The following is a 20,168-nucleotide window of genomic DNA, read 5'->3' on the forward strand; positions in this document are numbered from 1 at the left end:
CTGCAGGTGTGCCCGGTGTGGGTCCCCCCGGCTAGGGTCGACCCGTGACGACCGCGCTGTACCGCCGCTACCGGCCCGAGACCTTCCAGGAGGTCATCGGCCAGGAGCACGTGACCGAGCCGCTGATGGCGGCCCTCCGGGCGGACCGCGTGACCCACGCCTACCTCTTTTCCGGCCCCCGTGGCTGCGGCAAGACGACGTCGGCGCGCATCCTGGCCCGCTGCCTCAACTGCGCGCAGGGCCCCACCGACACCCCGTGCGGGACGTGCGACTCGTGCGTGGAGCTCGCCCGCTCCGGGTCCGGCTCGCTCGACGTCGTCGAGATCGACGCCGCGAGCCACAACGGCGTCGACGACGCGCGCGAGCTGCGTGAGCGAGCGAGCTTCGCGCCGGCCCGGGACCGGTACAAGATCTTCATCCTCGACGAGGCCCACATGGTCACGCCGCAGGGCTTCAACGCCCTGCTCAAGCTCGTCGAGGAGCCGCCGGAGCACGTGAAGTTCATCTTCGCGACCACCGAGCCGGACAAGGTCATCGGCACGATCCGCTCGCGCACCCACCACTACCCCTTCCGGCTGGTGCCGCCGGACGTCCTCCTCGCCTACCTCGAGGAGCTCGTCACCGCCGAGGGGGTGCAGGTCGGCGGCGGGGTGCTGCCCATGGTCGTGCGGGCCGGCGGCGGCTCGGTGCGCGACACCCTCTCCGTGCTCGACCAGCTCATCGGTGGCGCGCAGGACGGCCGCCTGGAGTACGAGCGTGCCGTGGCCCTCCTCGGCTACACCGACGCGGCCCTGCTCGACGACGTCGTGGACGCCATCGCCGCCCGCGACGGCGCGAGCCTGTTCCGGGTGGTCGACCGCGTGATCGGCACCGGCCACGACCCACGGCGCTTCGTCGAGGACCTCCTGCAGCGGCTGCGGGACCTCGTCGTCATCGCCATGGCGGGCGAGCACGCGGCCGCGGCCCTGCGCGGCGTCCCGGCGGACCAGCTCGAGCGGATGCGCGCCCAGGCCCAGCACCTCGGTGCCGGCCAGGTCACGCGGGCCGCCGACCTCACGAACGACGCCCTCACGGAGATGAGCGGGGCGACGTCGCCGCGCCTGCAGCTCGAGCTGCTCTGCGCGCGCATCCTCCTGCCCGGCGCCGACGCGGGAGACGCGGGGTTCGCTGCCCGGCTCGACCGGCTCGAGCGCGGCGTGGCGGCAGCTCCCGCTCTCCCCGCCCACCCGACACCGGCCGGGCCCGTCGCGACGATGCCGGTGCCCGCAGCGGCGCAGCCCGGCCCTGCCGCCGAACCGACCTCGGCGGCACAGCCGTCGACCGACGGCGCGGCACCGCAGGCACCGGCGACCGCGTCCGAGCCCCGACCGGCGGCGCCCGGGCTCGACGTGCTCGATGATGTTCCGGCCGCTCGCGCCGCCGGTGAGGCAACCGCACCAGCCGCTCCCCGGGCGCACGCCGAGGTCGAGAGCCGCTCCGAGGCGCCTGCCGGCGCCGGGGGCCGGGCCCGCGACGAGGACGGGGGGCGTACCGAGGCTCCTGCCACCGAGGCTCCTGCCCTCGGGGCTCCTGCCCCCGGGGCTGCGACCGCCGCCGCAGCGACCGGCGCGGCGAACCCGGCCCGGCAGGCCGACGCGAACCGTCCCGCCGAGGGACGGCCCGCCCCGGCCGCCGCGGCGCCACCCGCGCCCGCCGCCCCCACGGCCCAGGAGTCCGAGGCGCCGGACACCGAGATGGTCCGGCACCGCTGGAGCGAGGTCGTCGCCACCCTCGCCCGGCTCAAGCGCACCACGTGGGCGCTCGTCTCGCAGAACGCCCAGGTGGGCGACATCTCCGGCGGCGCGCTGCGGCTGGTCTTCGACACCGCCGGCCTGGCCACCGCCTTCCGCGGCGGCCCCCACGCCGAGCACGTCCAGCAGGCCCTCGCCGAGACCCTCGGGCTGAGGCTCCGGGTCGAGCCGGTGGTCCGGGACGCGCCCCGCGGGGAGGCCACGCCGGCACAGCCCACGCCGTCGCGCCCGGACGCGGTGGACGCCGCCCGCTCGAGCTGGGCCGGTCCGGCGCAGCCCCCGGCAGCTCCCGGCGGGCGGTCCCAGCACGCAGGCGCGCCGGCCGACGGGACTGCGGCACCCGGCCGCGGACCCGCGGGTGGGCAGGCGCCTGACAGCGGCCCCGCGACGAGCCCGCGCGCCCCCGGAGGCGGCACCGGAACGGGTGGCCCCTCCGGTGGGCCCCGTGCGTCGTCCGCGCCCCCCGCGACCGCTCCGTCCGGAGCCACGGCTCCCGCAGTCGGTGGTCCCGCCTCCGGTGGACCGGCCGGTGCGTCACCGTCCGACGTGGCGCCGTCCGCGGAAGAGGACTACCCGCCCGAGCCGCCGGACGACGACTACGACGCGCCACCCCCCGAGGACGTCCGGCGTCCGTCGTCGACCCGGCCCGGGACGGCCACCGCGACCCGGCCCGCGAGGCCGACGCAGACCACCAGCCCGGCCCCCCGGCCGGCCGTGGTCTCTCCCGCCGACGACGTCGCGTCCCTCGACGATCCCGACGCCGAGGGGTCCGGCCTCGTGGGGGCCCCGCTGCTCGTCAAGCTCCTGGGCGGCCGGATCATCGACGAGATCACGCTGAACCCCGAGACGGGTGCGCCGTAGCGTGGCCGGGATGTACGAGGGTGCGGTCCAGGACCTCATCGACGAGCTCGGCCGCCTCCCTGGTGTGGGGCCCAAGAGCGCCCAGCGCATCGCGTTCCACATCCTGTCCTCGGACAAGGACGACGTCGCGCGGCTGGTCGCGGCCCTCACGCAGGTCAAGGACAAGGTCCGGTTCTGCGACATCTGCGGCAACGTCGCGGAGCAGGCGACGTGCCGGATCTGCCAGGACCCGCGGCGCAACCCCACCGTGCTGTGCGTGGTGGAGGAGGCCAAGGACGTCGTCGCGATCGAGCGCACCCGGGAGTTCCGGGGCCGCTACCACGTGCTCGGCGGGGCCATCAACCCCATCGACGGCGTCGGCCCGGACGACCTGCGCATCCGTGAGCTCATGACCCGGCTCGCCAGCGGCGAGATCGAGGAGGTGATCCTCGCCACCGACCCGAACATCGAGGGCGAGGCCACCGCCACCTACCTCTCGCGCATGCTGCGGGGGATGGGCATCGCCGTCTCCCGGCTCGCCTCCGGCCTGCCCGTGGGCGGTGACCTGGAGTACGCCGACGAGGTCACGCTCGGCCGGGCCTTCGAGGGGCGCCGCCGGGTCGAGAGCTGACGTGCCCGAGATCGACCTGCTCGCGCTGGCGCTCCTCGTCCTCGCGGGCCTGACCGCCGGCTGGGTGGACGCCGTCGTCGGCGGCGGCGGGCTCATCCAGCTCCCCGCACTCCTCCTCGTCCCCGGGATCACGCCGGTCCAGGCGCTGGCGACCAACAAGGTCGGCTCGATCATGGGGACGTCGGTCAGCGCGGCGACGTTCTACCGCCGGGTCGGCCCGGACCTGCGCACGGCCGCCCCGATGGCGCTGGCCGCCCTCGCGTCGGCCGTCGGCGGGGCGGCGGTCGCGAGCCGGATCCCGGCCGAGGCCTTCACGCCGATCATCCTCCTCGCGTGCGTCGCCGTCGCGGCCTGGACCCTGGCCCGGCCGAAGGTCGGCCGCACCACGGACCTGCGGTGGGAGGGCAACCGGCACGTCGGGGCCGCGCTCGGCCTCGGGGTCGTGATCGGTGCCTACGACGGCGTCCTGGGCCCGGGCACCGGGAGCTTCCTCGTCATCGCCCTCGTGGGAGTCCTGGGGTACGCGTTCCTGCCGGCGTCGGCGATCGCGAAGATCGTCAACTTCGCCACCAACGCCGGTGCCCTCATCTTCTTCGTCCCGCACGGCGCGGTCATCTGGAGCCTGGGCCTGGCGGTCGGCACCGCCAACCTCCTCGGTGCGTACCTGGGGGCACGGATGGCCGTGTCCCGCGGCAGCGCCTTCGTCCGGGTCGTGTTCATCATCGTGGTGTCGCTCCTGGTCGTCCGGCTGGGCTGGCAGACCGTGCAGGGGTGAGTCACAGCACTGCTCACCATGCGGATCGGACGATGACCGGAGCGTGAGACGGCTCTAGACTTGCCCGGAACGCACCGGCGCGCCCCCGACGGGGCGCCCGCCCCGACCCGTCCGGAGACCCAGTGGCCCTCGTCGTGCAGAAGTTCGGCGGCTCGTCCGTCGCCGACGCAGAGAGCATCAAGCGCGTCGCCCGCCGGGTCGTCGAGACCCGGACGGCGGGCAACGACGTCGTCGTCGTCGTCTCGGCCATGGGCGACACCACCGACGACCTCCTCGACCTCGCCGCCCGCGTCACCGACGAGCCGCCCGCGCGCGAGCTGGACATCCTCCTCACCGCCGGGGAGCGCATCTCCATGGCGCTGCTCGCGATGGCCATCAACGAGCTCGGCGTCAAGGCGCGCTCCTACACGGGCCAGCAGGCGGGCCTGCGCACGGACACCCGCTACGGGCGCGCCTCGATCGTCGGTGTCGTCCCGGAGCGGATCAACCGGGCGGTCGGCGACGGCCAGGTCGCCATCGTCGCCGGGTTCCAGGGCGTCAACGAGCTCAACGACGTCACCACCCTCGGCCGCGGCGGCTCGGACACCACCGCCGTGGCGCTCGCCGCGGCGCTGCACGCCGACGTGTGCGAGATCTACACCGACGTCGACGGGCTGTTCACCGCCGACCCGCGCATCGTCCCCAGCGCCCGCCAGATCAGCCGGATCACCTACGAGGAGACCCTCGAGCTGGCCGCCCAGGGTGCGAAGATCCTGCACCTGCGCGCCGTGGAGTACGCCCGCCGCTACGGCGTGCCGCTGCACGTGCGCTCCTCGTTCTCGACCAAGGAAGGCACCTGGGTCACCGACACCACCGTCGGCGACCAGGAGGAGGAAGCCATGGAAGCCCCGATCATCTCCGGCGTCGCCCACGACCGCAGCCAGGGCAAGATCACGGTCGTCGGCGTGCCCGACGTCCCCGGCATCGCGGCACGGCTGTTCGAGATCGTCGCCGCCGCGGACGCCAACATCGACATGATCGTCCAGAACGTCTCCTCCCAGGCGACCGGGCTGACCGACATCTCCTTCACGCTGCCCGAGTCCGACGGCCCCGCCACGCTCCGGGCGATCGAGGCGGCCGCGGACGACCTGCAGTACGCCGAGGTCCGCTACGACGACCAGATCGGCAAGCTCTCCCTCATCGGTGCGGGCATGCGCTCCCACCCGGGCGTCTCGGCCCAGCTCTTCGGTGCGCTGTCGGCCGCCGGCATCAACATCGAGATGATCTCGACCTCGGAGATCCGCATCTCCGTCGTCACCCGCGCCGAGGACCTCGACGTCGCGGTGCGGGCGGTCCACACCGCCTTCGACCTCGACACCGAGGAGTCCGAGGCCGTCGTCTACGGGGGGACCGGCCGATGAGCGACCAGCAGACCCACGGCGGCCAGGCCGCGCGCGGCGCCGGCGTGAGCGTCGCCGTCGTCGGCGCCACCGGGCAGGTCGGTGCCGTCATGCGCACCCTCCTGGCCGAGCGCGGCTTCCCCGCCGCCTCGGTGCGGTTCTTCTCCTCCGCCCGCTCGGCGGGGACGGTCCTGCCGTGGCAGGACGGCGAGGTCGTCGTCGAGGACGTCGCGACGGCGGACCTCACCGGCATCGACATCGCCATCTTCTCCGCCGGGGCCACCGCCTCGCGCGAGCACGCCCCCCGGTTCGCCGCCGCCGGCGCCGTCGTCGTGGACAACTCCTCCGCCTGGCGCAAGGACCCCGACGTCCCGCTGGTGGTCTCCGAGGTCAACCCGCACGCGCTGGCGCAGCGGCCCCGAGGGATCATCGCCAACCCCAACTGCACGACGATGGCCGCGATGCCGATCCTCAAGGTGCTCGACACCGAGGCCGGTCTGCGCCGCCTCGTCGTCTCCACCTACCAGGCGGTCTCCGGGTCGGGACTCGCCGGGGTCCGTGAGCTCGAGGGCCAGGTCCGCGCCGCCGTCGAGCAGGACATCACCGCCCTGGCGCTGGACGGCTCCGCCGTGACCATGCCCGCGCCGGAGAAGTACGTCGCGCCCATCGCGTTCGACGTCGTCGCCCTCGCCGGGTCCCTCGTCGACGACGGCTCCGGGGAGACCGACGAGGAGCAGAAGCTGCGCAACGAGTCCCGCAAGATCCTCGAGCTCCCGGAGCTCGCGGTCGCGGGGACCTGTGTGCGGGTGCCGGTCTTCACCGGCCACGCCCTGTCGATCAACGCCGAGTTCGCGCGGCCGATCACCGCGGCGCGCGCCACCGAGCTGCTCGCCACGGCCCCGGGGGTCGAGCTCTCCGACGTGCCGACGCCGCTGCAGGCGGCGGGCGCGGACCCCAGCTTCGTCGGGCGGATCCGCGAGGACCGGTCCGTGCCGGAGGGGCGCGGCCTGGCGATGTTCGTGGCCAACGACAACCTGCGCAAGGGCGCCGCGCTCAACACGGTGCAGATCGCCGAGCTGCTGGCCGAGGAGATCCTCGCCCGCTGACCGGCCCGGTCGTCGCCGGCGCGCCCGCCCTGGCCTGCCGCTGCCGGCCGTCGCTGCTCGCCGCCCCGTCGTGGCTTGGCGGTCGGCCCCGGGAGCCCGTCAGGGAGTGAGGTCCCGGTGGCGCCTGGCCGTCGGCGCGTTGAGCCGGTACCTGAGCCCGACCATGCGGATGCCGAAGCAGAGCACCGCGCCGGCCACCGCGCCGGCCGCACCGACCCCCGTGCCGACCGTCGCCACCGCCACCGAGGCGCCCAGCAGGGCGGGGATCGCGTAGAGCCCGCTGGTGAGCACCGAGGGGATCTCACCGATGAGCACGTCGCGGATGGTCCCGCCCCCGACGGCGGTCACCGCGCCGAGCGCGATGGCCGGCGCGGGGGAGAGGCCGAACTCGACGGCCTTGAGGGCGCCGACGACGCAGAAGAGGCTCAGCCCGACAGCGTCGAGGACGAGCATCGACCGGTAGAGCAGGCGCGGCGGCCGGCTGATGAAGAAGGCGACCAGGGCGCCGCCCGTGGCGACGGCGAGGTAGTACCACCGGGTGAACGCCGCCGGCGGGACGTCGCCGATGACGACGTCGCGGATCATGCCGCCGCCGACCGCGGTGATGATCCCCAGCGCGAGGATGCCGACGATGTCGAGCCGGACCTTCCGGGACGCGGTGATCGCGCCGTTGACCGCGAACGCGAAGGTCCCGAGCACGTCGAGCGCGAGGACCATGTCGGTGGGGCTCATCGGTCCAGATGGGCCGCGACGAACCGGAGCTGGCGGCGCAGCTGCTCGACCTCCTCGTCGTCCACGACCGAGCCGTGCCCCGAGCCGTAGGTGTACAGCTCGACCGGGCCGGCGTAGTCCTCGCGCGAGCGCAGCGCGCGGACGTAGTTGTCGATCTGGCCGATCGGGCAGCGGGGGTCGTTCTCGCCGGCGGTGATGAGGACGGGGGCACGGACCCGGCCGGCGTAGGTGATGGGGCTGGCGACACGGTACGCGTCGGGCACCTGCTCCGGTGAGCCGCCGAAGAGGGACCGGTCGAAGGCCTGCAGGTCGGGCATCTCCTCGTGGTAGGCCGCGACGTAGTCGGCCACCGGCACGTCTGCCAGGCCCAGGGTCCACCGGTCCGGTTGGGTGCCCAGGCCGAGGAGCGTGAGGTAGCCGCCCCACGACGCCCCGGCCAGGACCGACCGGGCGGGGTCGACCAGCCCGCGGCCGACGAGGTGGTCGTGCATGGCCGCGACGTCCTCGAGCTCGGTCAGGCCCACGCGTCCCTCGAGGGCGTCGCGCCAGGCCGAGCCGTAGCCGGTGGAGCCCCGGTAGTTGACGCTGACGACGGCGAAGCCGTGGTCGACCCACGCCGCCAGGTGGGGGGAGAACGCGTCCGAGCGGTGCCACGCCGGTCCGCCGTGGACGTCCACGACGACCGGGAACGGTCCCTCGCCCTCCGCGGGCAGGCGCAGCAGGGCGTGGACCGGTCCGCCCGGACCCGGCGCGCTGACCTCCTCGACGGGGACGGACGGCGCCGCGCGCAGCCCCGCGGGCGCCAGGACCTCCCGGCCCGTGCGGGCCGAGAGCACGGTGCGGGGGGTGGCCGCCGAGGACCAGCGCAGCCAGACGTCGCCGTCGGGCCGGGGCGCCGCCTCCGAGACGGACCCGTCCACCGGGCCGACCGGGGTGGTCGTGCGGGTGCCCAGCGGGTGGCGGTACAGCCGGGTGCGCGCGCGGTGGTCGACGGCGGCCAGGACGGAGCGCCCGTCGGGGTACCACCAGGCGGCGGTGACCTCGCCCGGCAGCGGCCGCCCGTCGTCCCCGGTGAGCCGGACGTCGCGCACGTCGCCCGTGCCGAGGTCCCACACCGCCAGCTCGGCGCGGCCCCGGCGCTCGTGCCCGACGAGCAGGCGCAGGTCGCCGTCGCGGGGCGCGAAGTCGTGCGCGGTCAGGGCCTTGCCGGGGCCGTCGTCGAGGTCCGCCACGACCGCGCCGGTGTCGGCCCGGACCACCCGCAGCGCCGGGTGGCGGTTGTCGCCCCGCTCGGAGTGCTCGATCGCGACGAGGTTGCCGTCGTGGGACAGGGCCGCGGCGCCGGCGTCGTTCGGGTGGGAGTAGAGCAGCACGGGCGCGGTGCCGGCCTCCCCGGCGCCGACCACGAGCTGGTGGACGTGGGTCCCACGCTCGTCCGTGCGCCCGACGACGACCGTGCCGTCCCGGGCGAGGAGGAGCCCGGCGTCGTAGGCCTCGGGCAGGTCGACGGGCGTCTCCACCCCGTGCCCGGGCGGGGAGCCGAAGGGCTGGCGGCGCCACCGGCCCCACTCGTCCCCGGCGGTGTCGTCGAACCACCAGAGCCATGACCCGTACGGGTCGATCGCGCACTCGGTGGTGCCCTGGTCACGGTCGGTGGCGACCACGAGGCGCCCGGTCGTCACGTCCCACGAGTGCACCTGGAGGATCCCGCGGTGGGTGGCCACGACGACGGCGCGGCCCGGCGCGTGCTCGGCCCACTCGGGCAGCTCGACCTGGGCGGCGCGTAGGCGCATCTCCCAGACGGGGCGGGGCCAGGCATCGGGGTCGGCGGTCATGGGGTCAGGGTAGGTCCAAAGGTTTCCCCAACCTCGCTGACCTAGCGTGCGCCGCAAGGGGGACGGGCCAGAAGTCGGGGGACAGCGATGAGGACCAGCACGCAGGTGCCGGCGCACCGCCCCCTCCGCGCGCGCCACGACCTCAGCCCGGACCGGAGCGGCCCCGGGCCGAGCGAGGGCGGCCCCCGGCCCCGTTCGGCCCGGGGCCGTGCGGCCCGGCGCACGCTCCTGGTGGTCGTCCCGCTGGTCGTCGCCGCGGCGGTGGCCCTGCTCCTGGGGGAGCGGGACGTCCCGGTCCCGGGGATCCGGGACGCCGGCCCGCTCAACGAGTCCGTCCTGCTGCTGACCCGGGCCGTCTCCGAGGTGGCGGCGGTCGGCACGGTCGGTGTCCTCCTCGTCGTGGCAGCCCTCCTCCCGGCCGACCTGGCCCGGGACCGTCTCGGCCGGCTCGGCACGGTGGCCGGCCGGTGGGCGGCCGTGTGGGCCGCGGCCTCGGTCGTCCTGCTGCTCGTGACGTGCGCGGAGATCGTCGGCCTGGGCGTGGTCGACCTCGTCCGCTCGGGCGGGCTGCCCGACCTCGTCGCCGTGCCCGCGGCGCGCGCCCTGGTCTCGACGACCGCGGTCGCGCTCGTCGTCGCCGTCGGCGCACGGGGTGCGAGCCGCCTCGTCGCGCAGGCACTGCTGGTCCTCGCCCTGGCCGGCCTGGTGCCGCCGCTGCTCACCAGCCACCTCGGTCACGGGGAGGAACCGGGGCTCGCGCTGGCGGCCCTGGTCGTCCACGTCCCGGCCGTCGCTCTGTGGGTGGGCGGCCTGCTGGCCCTGGTGCTGCACGGGCGAGGCCCGGCCCTGGGCCCGGCGATGAGGCGGTTCAGCCCCATGGCGGGGGTCTGTCTGGCGCTCGTCGCGCTCTCGGGTGCCGTGACCGCCGCGGGGCGCCTCACCGGGCTGGACGACCTGTGGTCCACGCCCTACGGCAGCCTGGTCGTCGTCAAGCTCACGGCCCTGGGCGTGCTCGGCGCCTTCGGGGCCATGCACCGGGCGCGGACCCTCCCCGCGCTCCAGGACGGGCGTCCGCGGGCGCTCCTGAGGCTGGCGTCGCTGGAGGTCGTGGTCATGGCCGCGACCGTCGGCGTCGCCGTCGGGCTCTCCACCACCGCACCACCGGTCTGACACGCACGGTTCCCGGCCGCGCAGGGGCCGCCGGGGCAGACCGTGACTGGTGGGGGAGAGGTCGGGTGGCACCGACGGGCACCGCCCGTCGGTGCCACCGTCGCGCGGCGCGGCCGGAGGGGCCCGCCCACGGGGGCCCTCGTTCACGCAGGCCTCGCCCACAGCTGGTGTCCCTCGCGCACTGATGCCGTACGGCGGTCGCGGACGGCGCCCTGCAGCAGTCGTGGGGGGCACCGTGCGGCGGTCGTGGCCGGCGCCCTGCAGCAATCGTGGGGGGCACCGTGCGGCGGTCGCTGAGGGCCGCTCGTTTGCGGGACGTTGCACGACCGTTTCACCAGTGGTTCCCAAGGTTTTCCCAGTCTGGCCGACCTACGGTTTCCACGACCGCCGGACAGTGTGCCGGCGCGGGGGCGTCCATCTCTGTGGGGGGGAAGGACAAGGAGTCATCCGATGGAAGTGACGAGGCGAGACCTCTTCAAGATCGGTGCCGTCGGCGGCCTGGGCGCGGTCGCACTCGCGGGACCCTGGGGCGGGGGCCTGCAGGGCAAGGAGGCCAGCGAGCTGCGGGACCGGAACTTCCCCGCGCGCTACGCCTCGGCGTTCTACCGGCCGCCGGTGCTGACGCCGTACGAGCGCACGGTCGACGCCGACGGTGCCCCGCTGCACAGGTACGAGGTCAGGCAGCAGGCGGGCCTGGCCAGGATCGTTCGCGGCGGCCTGCTCACCCCGGTCCTGACGTACAACGGGACCGTTCCCGGTCCCACGATCAGCGTCGACCGCGGCACGCGCATCAACCTGCGCCTGCGCAACCTGCTGCCCCTGGTCCACCCGCAGTGGGGCCACGCCCTGGACACGTCCACGCACCTGCACGGCTCGGCGTCGCTGCCCCAGTTCGACGGGTACGCCAACGACTTCACCTACCCCGCGTACAAGAAGTACTACCAGTTCCCCAACCACCAGCCGGCGCGGACGATCTGGTACCACGACCACGCCTCGCACCACACGGCGCACAACGTGTACTCGGGCCTGGCCGCGCAGTACCACATCCACGACGAGGCCGAGCGGGAGCTCCTTCCGCAGGGTGACTTCGACGTGCCGCTGACGATCGGCGACGCGATGTTCGAGGAGTCCGGGCGCCTGGCGTTCGACGACAACTCCACCTCGGGGCTGTGGGGCGACGTCATCCTCGTCAACGGCGTGGCCTGGCCGGTCATGAAGGTCCAGCCGCGCATCTACCGCTTCCGTGTGCTCAACGCCTCGATCTCGCGGTCGTACCGCTTCCGGCTCAGCACCGGGGACCCGGTGACCGTTGTCGCGACCGACGGCGGTCTCATGCCGACGGCGAGGCAGGTGACCTCCTGGCGCCACGCGCCGGCCGAGCGCTACGAGGTCCTCATCGACTTCCGGCGCCACCGCGGACGCCGCGTCGAGCTGCGCAACTCCTCCAACGACAACAACGTCGACTACGACTACACCGACCGGATCATGGCCTTCGACGTCCTCAACGTCGAGCCGACCAAGACGCGATACGACGCCCAGGGCGTGCTCGGTCCCGACCCGACGTGGGACACCCTGCCCACCACGCTGGTGAGCAGCGAGACGATGGACCTCCAGGAGTCCTGGTCGATGAAGAAGCGCCACTTCCGGCTCAAGAAGAACGACCTCGGCGTGTGGACGATCGGTGACCAGCGGTGGGACGACGTCGTCGCCTCGGGCTTCACCCAGGTCCTGGCCAACCCGGGTCTGAACGACACCGAGGTCTGGACGCTGGAGAACTCCTCGGGCGGCTGGTTCCACCCGGTCCACCTCCACCTCGTGGACTTCAAGATCCTCTCGCGCAACGGGCGACCGGCGTTCGACTACGAGCAGGGCCCGAAGGACACCGTCTACCTCGGCGAGGGCGAGACCGTCCGGCTGCTCGTCAAGTTCGGGCCGCACGAGGGCCGGTACATGGTCCACTGCCACAACCTGCCGCACGAGGACCACGACATGATGGCCCAGTTCCAGGTGGGCAACCCCGGCTTCCCCGACCCCAACGACCCGATCGAGGCAGCCCACTGCGTGCCCGACGACGACGTGTGACGATGCGCGCCCAGCCGCTGACAGGCGCGGGGCAGGCTTCGGCCGGCCCGGCGCGACCTGCCGGGCCGGGGGCACGGCGAGGCCTGCTCGTCACCGTCGTCGTCGTCGGTGCCGCCCTGCTGCTCCGGCTGTTCGTGGTGGGGTGGTACCCGGTGCTGTCGGACTCGATGGCTCCGACCGTCGCCTCGGGGGACCACGTCGTGGTCGACCGGGTGACCTGGCGCCTGGGGGGCCCGGACCGTGGTGACCTCGTGACCCTCGTCAGTCCCGAGGACGGGACCGCGCTGCTCAAGCGGGTCGTGGCCGTGGGCGGGGACGAGGTGCGCATCGACGACGCGCTCCTCGTGGTCAACGGCGTCGTGGTGGACGAGCCCTACGTCGACCACGCGCGCATCGACGCGACGTACTTCGGTCCGGTCCAGGTGCCCGCCGGCCACGTGTTCGTCCTGGGTGACAACCGGTTCGGCTCCATCGACTCGCGGGTCTTCGGCACCGTCGGCCTCGAGGACGTCACCGGCCGGGTCGTCCTCACGCTGGGGTAGGGGCACCGGTGCGCACACCCATCAGGCGCCCGACGGCGTGGCCCGTCCGCGCCCTGGCCGCTGCGGCCGCCCTCGTCGTGCTCGTCCTCGGGCCGCTCACGGGCGCGTACGCCCACGAGGACCTGCTCTCCTCGGTCCCGGCGGACGGGAGCACCGGCCCGGCCCCGGTGGCCGTGGAGCTCGTGCTCACCGCACCGCCGCTGGCTGTCGGCGCCCAGGTGGTGGTGAGCGGTCCGGCTGGACCGGTCGCCTCCGCCGCGCCGGTCGTCGACGGTGACCGGCTCACCGCCGCCCTCCCCGAGGGGCTCCCGCCCGGGGAGTACCGCGTGGCCTGGCAGGTCACCGCAGCCGACGGGCACCCGGTGACCGGGGAGCTCGGGTTCACGGTGGCCCCGCTCCCGGCCGCTACCGCGGTGTCCGACCCGTCGCCGCAGCCCGCCGGCACGGCGGAGCCGGAGCCCGCGGAGGACGCCGACGCGCCCGTGGGCGCCGGCCCGGCCGATCGTGCGGCCACCGGCGTCGCCGTCAGGCCGCTCGCGGCCGGGATCGTGGCGGTGGGCGCCGTCGCCGCCGGGTGGCTGGTCGTCCGGCGCCCCTGAGCCTCACAGGTCCGGGTGGACCGCCGCCAGGGTGAGCCAGCCCCCGGAGAGGTTGCGGGCGTCGAAGCCCTCGCCGAGGAGGATCCGGGTGGCGAGGTACGAGCGGACACCGCTGGCGCAGTGCACGCTCACGGGCCGCCCGGCCGCGGCCTCGCGCACCTGCTCGAGGTGGTCGCGCAGCTCCGTGTGGGGGATGTTGAGGGCCCCCTCGAGGTGGCCCCGCTCGTACTCCTTGTGAGAGCGGACGTCGAGGACGAGCGTGTCACGCCGGACGTCCTCGAGGTCCCACGCCTGCCACTGCGGCATCGTCCCGTCGAGGACGTTCTGCGCGACGAAGCCGAGCATGTTGACCGGGTCCTTGGCCGAGCCGAACGGAGGGGCGTAGGCGAGCTCGAGCTCGGCGAGGTCGTCGGCGGTCATGCCGGCGCGGATCGCCGTGGCCAGGACGTCGATGCGCTTGTCCACGCCGGCGCGGCCGACCGCCTGGGCGCCGAGCAGGGTGCCGTCCGGGGCGAAGCTGCCCACGAGGTGGACCTGCTCCGAGCCCGGGTAGTACCCCGCGTGGTGGCCGGGGTGGATGTGCATGACCTCGTGGTCGATCCCCGCGCGGCGCAGCGTCGCCTGGTTGAGGCCGGTGGTGGCGGCGGTGAGGCCGAAGACCCGCACGATCGACGTCGCCAGGACGTCCTTCTGCGGGGTGGTGCGCCGCCCGAGGACGGAGTCCGCGGCCCGCCGGCCCTGCCGGTTCGCCGGACCGGCCAGCGGCACCGGGATCCCGGCGCCCGTCCCGGCCTGGACGACCTCCACCGCGTCGCCGACGGCCCAGATGTGCGGGTCGGAGGTGCGCTGGTCGGCGTCGACGCGGATGGCGCCGCTCGGGCCGAGGTCCAGACCGGCCTGCTTGGCCAGGGCGGAGGCCGGCCGGACCCCGACGTTGACGACGACGAGGTCGGCGGGCAGCGTGGTGCCGTCGGAGAGGGTGACGGTGACCTGGCCGAGGGTGCCCTCGAGCTCGTCGCCGTACTCGGTCGGCTCGTCCGTGGCGGCCACGGACTGCGCGGAGACCCCCAGGTGCAGGCTCACGCCGTGACGGGTGAGCTCGTCCGCGAGCAGCGGGGCCAGCTCGGCGTCCAGCGGGGGCAGGACGTGGTCGGCCAGCTCGACGAGGTGGACCGCCAGGCCGCGGGCGGCCAGCGCCTCGACGGCCTCGAGGCCGATGAAGCCCGCCCCGATGACGACGGCGGATGGCGCGTCGCCCGCGGACCGTCCGGCCAGGACGGAGTCCACGGCTGCGCGCAGCCCGTCGACGTCGGGGACGGTGCGCAGGGAGTGCACGGCCGGGTGGTCCAGGCCCGCGATCGGGGGCCGGACCGGCACGGCGCCGGGGGCGAGGATCAGGGCGTCGTAGGGCAGGTCGTAGGTGCCCTCCGGCCCGGCGACGCTCACCCGGCGGGCGTCGCGGTCGACCCCGGTGACCCGGTGCCCGGTGCGGACGTCGAGGTCGAGGCTCGCCGCGAGGGTCGCGGGCGTGTGCAGGAGGAGGGCGTCGCGGCGGGCGATCTCGCCCGAGAGGTGGTACGGCAGGCCGCAGTTGGCGAACGAGACGTAGTCGCTCTGCTCGAGCACGACGATGTCGGCGTGCTCGTCGAGGCGGCGGGCGCGCGCGGCGGCGCTCATGCCGCCGGCGACGCCACCGACGACGACCAGGCGGGTCGCGGACATCAGCGGACCGTCCCGCCGGCGCGCTGCCACGCCGCCATGCCGCCGCTGAGGCTCGTGGCGTCGAACCCGAGGCCGCGCAGCTGCTTGGCGCCCGAGCGTGACCGTGCGCCGGAGGCGCAGACAACCACGACCGGCTTGTCCTTGGCCAGGCGCCGTGGGGCCTTCTCGCCGACCTCGGCGAGGGGCACGTGGACCGCCTGCGGCGCATGGCCGCTCTTCCACTCCTGGCGCTCGCGGACGTCGAGGAGGGAGGCGCCGTCACGGACGAGCTCCAGGGCGCGGGCGGCGTCGACGGTGGAGGGGAGCCGGCCGCCGTCGCCGCCTCCGCCGAGGAGGCCCTTGAGGCGTGCGAGGAGGCCGGGGGAGGAAGGAGGAGGAGTGGTCATGGTTGTCCTTTCGTCACCATCGACAATACCCAGGGGGGTATGGCATATTCCGGCCCGCAGCGGTGAGGACGCTCACGGCCCCACCGGGACCGAGGTCCCGCGGCCGGGCGGTCCGGGTCGGCGGTGGTCCGCACCCGGGTGCCCCGATGTGCCACCACTATGGCACCGGCCGCCGACGTGCGGGCAGGGTGGCCGGACGGGACGATCGTGAGGACGGAATATGCCAGGAGCCGGTGCGTTATACCCCGTAGGGTATCGACCGACCACGAAGGAGAACACATGTCCACCGTCAACCTGACCGCCGAGAGCTTCGAGAAGACCGTCCTGGACGGGGGAATCGTCCTCGTCGACTTCTGGGCAGCCTGGTGCGGCCCGTGCCGCATGTTCGCGCCCGTCTTCGAGAAGGCGTCCGAGGAGCACCCCGACATCGTCTTCGGCAAGGTCGACACCGAGGCCGAGCAGATGCTCGCCGCCCAGGCGTCGATCACCTCCATCCCCACCCTCATGGCCTTCCGTGACGGCATCCTCGTCTTCTCCCAGGCAGGCGCGCTTCCCGGCCCGGCGCTGGAGCAGCTCATCGACGCGGTCGAGGGTCTGGACATGGACGACGTGCGCGCGCAGATCGCGGCGCAGCAGAGCGCCCCGGTCTCCTGACGGGATCGACACGTCCGGCGACCCGACGCGCGCCGGTCCTGACCGGAAGCACGCCGGCCCCACCGGCCGGCGCCCACGACCGAACGACGAGAGGACCCACCATGAGCTACGGCATCACCGTGACCACCGCCATGCCGTTCGACGAGGCGGTCGCCGCCGTCCGGGAGGCCCTCGGGGCCCAGGGCTTCGGCATCCTCACCGAGATCGACATGGCCGCCACCCTCAAGAAGAAGATCGACGCGGACATCCCGCCCCAGGTCATCCTCGGGGCGTGCAACCCGCCGCTCGCCCACCGGGCGCTCCAGGCCGAGGAGTCCGTCGGGCTGCTCCTGCCGTGCAACGTCGTCGTGCGTGGGAGCGGCGGGGCGACGGTCGTCGAGGCGCTCGACCCGCAGATCATGGTGGGCGTCACCGGCAACGACGACCTCGCCGCGGTGGCGGACGACGCCGCGACCCGGCTCCGGGCCGCGCTGGGCACCCTGGGATGACGCAGCCCGTCACGTCGTCCCGGCCGGCCGTACCCTCAGGGGTATCCTGGGGTCCCGGGACGCAGAAGGGGGCGGTCATGGAGCTCGATCCCACCGAGATGGGCAAGGTCATCAACCGCCTCAAGCGCGCGCAGGGCCAGCTCGCGGGCGTGCTGCGCATGCTCGAGGAGGGGCGCGACTGCGAGGACGTCGTGACCCAGCTCTCCGCGGTCTCCCGCGCGTTGGACCGTGCGGGCTTCGCCATCATCGCGACGAGCATGCGGCAGTGCCTCGTGGACTCCGACGGTGAGGAGACCGTGGACGTCCAGAAGCTCGAGAAGCTCTTCCTCTCGCTCGCCTGATGCCCACCGAGGGCGTCGCGGCCTGGGACGCGCGGTACGCCGCCGCGGACCTGGTCTGGTCGGCCGAGCCGAGCCGCTGGGCGGTCGAGGTCCTCGGCGACCTGCCGCCCGGCGTCGCTCTCGACCTCGGCACCGGCGAGGGCAGGCACGCCGTCTGGCTCGCGCGCCGCGGCTGGCGCGTCACGGCGGTCGACTTCTCCGGCGAGGCGATCCGCAAGGCCCGTGCGCTCCAGCGGGCCCACCTGCCCGGCGCGCCCATCGACTGGCGCCAGGCGGACGTCCTCGCCGACCCGCCGCCGCGGGTCGCCTTCGACGCGGTGCTGCTGATGTACCTCCACCTGCCGCGGGCGCAGCACCGGACCCTGCTGCGCGGCGCCGCCCAGGCCCTCGCGCCGGGCGGCACGCTCCTCCTCGCGGGGCACGACCTGGCGAACCTCACCGCCGGGCGGGGCGGCCCGCAGGACCCAGAGGTGCTCTTCACCGCCGAGGACCTCGTCGCCGACCTCGAGGGCCTCGAGGGCCTCGAGGGGCTCGACGTCGTCCGGGCCGAGCGGGCCGAGCGAGCCGTGGGCGACGCCGTCGCCCTGGACACCGTCCTGCACGTGGTCCGGCGGGCCTGAGCACCTCGCCTGCGCCCGCCCGGCCCTTCACCGACCCTTCACGTGCGCGCCCCCACGGGCGACACGCGCGCCGCGCAGGCTCGTAGGCGCCACGGCGCCCCCGGCCGGATCCCGGGCTGGCACGCTAGGAGGGGCCGCGGTGCGTGTCGGCGGGTCAGGAGGGCTCACATGGGCAGGCAGGTGCTCGTCGTCGACGACGAGCCGGGTATCCGGCGGGTCCTGCGGGGCTACCTCGAGGGCGAGGGCCTGGAGGTGGCCGAGGCTGCCACCGGTGAGGAGGCGGTCGCCCGCGTGCGCCGTACCGGGCCCGACCTGGTCCTGCTCGACGTCATGCTGCCCGACGTGGACGGCATCGAGGTCCTCCGGCGGATCCGCACCTTCTCCGACGTCTATGTCGTCCTCGTCACCGCCCGCGCCGAGGAGACGGACAAGCTCGTCGGCCTCGCGATCGGGGCGGACGACTACGTGACCAAGCCCTTCAGCCCCCGGGAGGTCGTCGCGCGGGTCAAGGCGGTGCTCCGCCGGGGTCGTGGCGGTGCCGAGGAGGGGGCCCGGCTCGTGCTGGACGGCCTCGTCGTGGACCCCGTTGCGCACGAGGTCCACGTCGACGACCGGGCCGTGAGCCTCTCGGCCCTCGAGTTCGACCTCCTCGCCGCGCTCGCCGGCTCCCCGGGCCGCGTCTTCTCCCGCCGCCAGCTCCTCGAGCGCGTCTGGGGCTACGACTTCTACGGCGACGAGCGGGTCGTCGACGTCCACGTCCGGAGCCTGCGCAAGGAGCTCGGCGACGACGCCACCTCGCCGCGCATCATCGGCACCGTGCGCGGGGTGGGGTACAAGCTCCTCCTGGAGCCGACGTGAACCGGCTCTCGGTCCGGCTCCTCCTGAGCCATGCGCTCGTCGCCGCGATCGGCGGGCTCACCACCTACCTGCTGGTGCGGTACCTCGCCCCGCAGATGTACGACCGCGACGTGCGCATGATGGGCGGAGCGGGCGGGCCCGGCGGGCCGGGGGGCGGACCGGGCGTCGGCGGGGCAGGGCTGCGGGAGATCGCCGTCTCGGCGATGAACAGCGCCGTCCTCGTCGGGGTGCTCGCCGGGATCGTCACGGCCGTCCTGGCCGGCGCGTACTCCTCGAGCCGGGTGATGCGGCCGCTGCGTGCGGTGAGCGCGGCGACGCACACCCTCGCCCAGGGCCGCTACGACCGCCCGGTGGCCGTCCCGCGCGAGGCCGAGCTCGCCGCCGTCGCCGAGGACGTCAACGCCCTCGGCGAGCGGCTGGCCGAGACCGAGGCGCGCCGGGTGCGGCTGCTCGGCGAGGTCGCCCACGAGATGCGCACCCCGCTGACCGTGCTCGACGGGTACGTCGAGGGCATGGTCGACGGCGTCTTCGAGCCGGGTCCGGAGGTGCTCACCGAGCTCGGTGCCGAGGTGCGTCGCCTGCGCCGTCTCGCCGACGACCTCAGCGCCCTGTCCCGGGCGGAGGAGGGACGGCTGGAGCTCCGGGCGGCGGAGGTGGACCTGGCCGGGCTCGCCGTGCGTGCGGCCGAGCGGCTGCGCACCCAGCTCGACGACGCCGGGGTGCGCCTCGAGGTGCCCGCACCCACCGGTCCTCTGCCGGTGACCGCCGACGCCGACCGACTCGCCCAGGTCGTCACGAACCTCGTGGGCAACGCCCTCGCCGCGACCCCCGCCGGCGGGCTGGTCGAGGTGACCTCCCGGCGGGCGGGGGGCGAGGCCGTCGTCAGCGTGCGCGACACCGGCACCGGGCTCGCTGCCGGCGACCTCGAGCGGGTCTTCGAGCGCTTCTACCGGGTGCCCGGCGCGGACGCCCGTGCGGGCCGGCACACCGGCTCGGGCATCGGCCTGACCATCGCCCGTGGCATCGCCCGCGCCCACGGGGGCGACGTCATCGCGTCGTCCGGTGGTCCCGGACGAGGGTCCACGTTCGAGCTGCGGGTGCCGCTGAGCGGGTAGCGGTCCGGCGCCGACGAGCGCGCGGGTGCTACGTGCTGGGTGCTGGGTGCTCGGAGCCGGGTGCCGGGTGCCGGGTGCCGGGTGCCGGGTGCCGGGTCGTCGGGGCGGCGGTGCGACGGTGCGGTGGCAGAGTCGTACGCGGCTCGCTCACCTGCACGTTCTCCGAGTTCGCGGTGAGCGAGGGGGCTGCGGTGAGCGAGCGGGTCCGTGGTGACCGAGCGGGTCCGTGGTGACCGAGCGGGTCCGTGGTGACCGAGCGGGTCCGTGGTGACCGAGCGGGTCCGTGGTGACCGAGCAACGTCGGAGATGCTGAGTCGACCCGGGAGCCCCTGAGTCACCGCGGGGGGCGTCGCTGCCCGCGCGCACGGGGCGCGGCCACACCATGTGGCGCCGTCTCCGCGGTCGCCGTCCTGCGGTCACCGTCACCCGGCGTGGTGCCGTGACCGTGCCCGGCCGCGGCCGCGGCCGGGGTGCTGTGGCCGATGGTCGCCCCGATGACGGTC

At 74.7% G+C, this 20,168-nt stretch carries 19 protein-coding genes; 15 read left to right on the forward strand and 4 right to left on the reverse strand.

From position 1 onward, the window contains the following. Positions 1-44: 44 nt before the first annotated feature. The 5 genes from AAEM63_RS01895 (at position 45) to AAEM63_RS01915 (ending at position 6,521) form a co-directional block, all read left to right on the forward strand. Entirely contained in the window at positions 45-2,651 is a 2,607-nt protein-coding gene (locus AAEM63_RS01895) for a DNA polymerase III subunit gamma and tau (RefSeq protein ID WP_341360036.1), read from the forward strand. Positions 2,652-2,661: 10 nt separating this feature from the next. Continuing rightward, complete coding sequence (recR, locus tag AAEM63_RS01900) at positions 2,662-3,261, forward strand: recombination mediator RecR (protein WP_341360037.1); 600 nt, start codon at positions 2,662-2,664, stop codon at positions 3,259-3,261. 1 nt (position 3,262) lies between these two features. Continuing rightward, positions 3,263-4,036 carry a TSUP family transporter gene (locus AAEM63_RS01905; protein ID WP_341360038.1) on the forward strand — a complete coding sequence of 258 codons (774 nt, stop codon included), beginning with the start codon at positions 3,263-3,265 and terminating at the stop codon, positions 4,034-4,036. Between the two features lie 122 nt (positions 4,037-4,158). Next, entirely contained in the window at positions 4,159-5,436 is a 1,278-nt protein-coding gene (locus AAEM63_RS01910) for an aspartate kinase (RefSeq protein WP_123916456.1), read from the forward strand. Further along, positions 5,433-6,521: an aspartate-semialdehyde dehydrogenase gene (locus AAEM63_RS01915; RefSeq protein ID WP_341360039.1), complete on the forward strand. Its 1,089-nt coding sequence runs from the start codon at positions 5,433-5,435 to the stop codon at positions 6,519-6,521. Before AAEM63_RS01910 ends, AAEM63_RS01915 begins: the two co-directional genes overlap by 4 nt. Positions 6,522-6,620: 99 nt before the next feature. On the opposite strand, the gene AAEM63_RS01920 is transcribed toward AAEM63_RS01915, so the two are convergent. Next, positions 6,621-7,253: a trimeric intracellular cation channel family protein gene (locus tag AAEM63_RS01920; protein WP_341360040.1), complete on the reverse strand. Its 633-nt coding sequence runs from the start codon at positions 7,251-7,253 to the stop codon at positions 6,621-6,623. Further along, complete coding sequence (locus AAEM63_RS01925) at positions 7,250-9,088, reverse strand: prolyl oligopeptidase family serine peptidase (protein WP_341360041.1); 1,839 nt, start codon at positions 9,086-9,088, stop codon at positions 7,250-7,252. The genes AAEM63_RS01920 and AAEM63_RS01925 overlap by 4 nt, the downstream gene beginning before the upstream one ends. 87 nt (positions 9,089-9,175) lie before the next feature. Between AAEM63_RS01925 and AAEM63_RS01930 the strand changes: the two genes are divergently transcribed. From AAEM63_RS01930 to AAEM63_RS01945, 4 genes are all read left to right on the forward strand, one after another. After that, entirely contained in the window at positions 9,176-10,258 is a 1,083-nt protein-coding gene (locus tag AAEM63_RS01930; protein ID WP_341360042.1) for a CopD family protein, read from the forward strand. A 450-nt stretch (positions 10,259-10,708) separates the two neighbouring features. After that, a complete protein-coding gene (locus AAEM63_RS01935; protein ID WP_341360043.1) occupies positions 10,709-12,340 on the forward strand; it encodes a multicopper oxidase family protein in 1,632 nt (543 codons plus the stop codon). 2 nt (positions 12,341-12,342) lie between these two features. Next, on the forward strand, positions 12,343-12,882 hold the full coding sequence (gene lepB, locus AAEM63_RS01940; RefSeq protein ID WP_341360044.1) for a signal peptidase I: 540 nt from the start codon (positions 12,343-12,345) through the stop codon (positions 12,880-12,882). An 8-nt stretch (positions 12,883-12,890) separates the two neighbouring features. Continuing rightward, the gene (locus AAEM63_RS01945) at positions 12,891-13,481 is read left to right on the forward strand and encodes a copper resistance protein CopC (RefSeq protein WP_341360045.1); all 591 of its coding nucleotides are present in this window, start codon (positions 12,891-12,893) and stop codon (positions 13,479-13,481) included. A gap of 3 nt (positions 13,482-13,484) precedes the next feature. Here AAEM63_RS01945 and AAEM63_RS01950 read toward each other — a convergent pair whose 3' ends face one another. Both AAEM63_RS01950 and AAEM63_RS01955 read right to left on the reverse strand, forming a co-directional pair. Then, positions 13,485-15,203: an FAD-dependent oxidoreductase gene (locus AAEM63_RS01950; protein WP_341360046.1), complete on the reverse strand. Its 1,719-nt coding sequence runs from the start codon at positions 15,201-15,203 to the stop codon at positions 13,485-13,487. Then, positions 15,203-15,589 (reverse strand): rhodanese-like domain-containing protein, encoded by a 387-nt coding sequence (locus AAEM63_RS01955; protein WP_341360047.1) that lies wholly within the window; start codon positions 15,587-15,589, stop codon positions 15,203-15,205. The genes AAEM63_RS01950 and AAEM63_RS01955 overlap by 1 nt, the downstream gene beginning before the upstream one ends. A 279-nt stretch (positions 15,590-15,868) precedes the next feature. Here AAEM63_RS01955 and trxA point away from each other — a divergent pair, with 279 nt between their 5' ends. From trxA to AAEM63_RS01985, 6 genes are all read left to right on the forward strand, one after another. Beyond that, positions 15,869-16,243 (forward strand): thioredoxin, encoded by a 375-nt coding sequence (trxA, locus tag AAEM63_RS01960; protein ID WP_341360048.1) that lies wholly within the window; start codon positions 15,869-15,871, stop codon positions 16,241-16,243. Positions 16,244-16,344: 101 nt separating this feature from the next. After that, positions 16,345-16,731 (forward strand): DUF302 domain-containing protein, encoded by a 387-nt coding sequence (locus AAEM63_RS01965; protein ID WP_341360049.1) that lies wholly within the window; start codon positions 16,345-16,347, stop codon positions 16,729-16,731. 77 nt (positions 16,732-16,808) lie between these two features. Further along, positions 16,809-17,072: a metal-sensitive transcriptional regulator gene (locus AAEM63_RS01970; RefSeq protein WP_341360050.1), complete on the forward strand. Its 264-nt coding sequence runs from the start codon at positions 16,809-16,811 to the stop codon at positions 17,070-17,072. Beyond that, complete coding sequence (locus AAEM63_RS01975) at positions 17,072-17,692, forward strand: class I SAM-dependent methyltransferase (protein WP_341360051.1); 621 nt, start codon at positions 17,072-17,074, stop codon at positions 17,690-17,692. The genes AAEM63_RS01970 and AAEM63_RS01975 overlap by 1 nt, the downstream gene beginning before the upstream one ends. A 168-nt stretch (positions 17,693-17,860) precedes the next feature. Continuing rightward, positions 17,861-18,550, forward strand: coding sequence for a response regulator transcription factor (locus tag AAEM63_RS01980; protein WP_341360052.1), 690 nt, complete (start codon positions 17,861-17,863; stop codon positions 18,548-18,550). Continuing rightward, the gene (locus AAEM63_RS01985) at positions 18,547-19,665 is read left to right on the forward strand and encodes a HAMP domain-containing sensor histidine kinase (RefSeq protein ID WP_341360053.1); all 1,119 of its coding nucleotides are present in this window, start codon (positions 18,547-18,549) and stop codon (positions 19,663-19,665) included. The genes AAEM63_RS01980 and AAEM63_RS01985 overlap by 4 nt, the downstream gene beginning before the upstream one ends. Positions 19,666-20,168 lie beyond the last annotated feature (503 nt).

This window comes from Georgenia sp. M64 (genome assembly GCF_038049925.1).
Taxonomy (GTDB): Bacteria; Actinomycetota; Actinomycetes; order Actinomycetales; family Actinomycetaceae; genus Georgenia.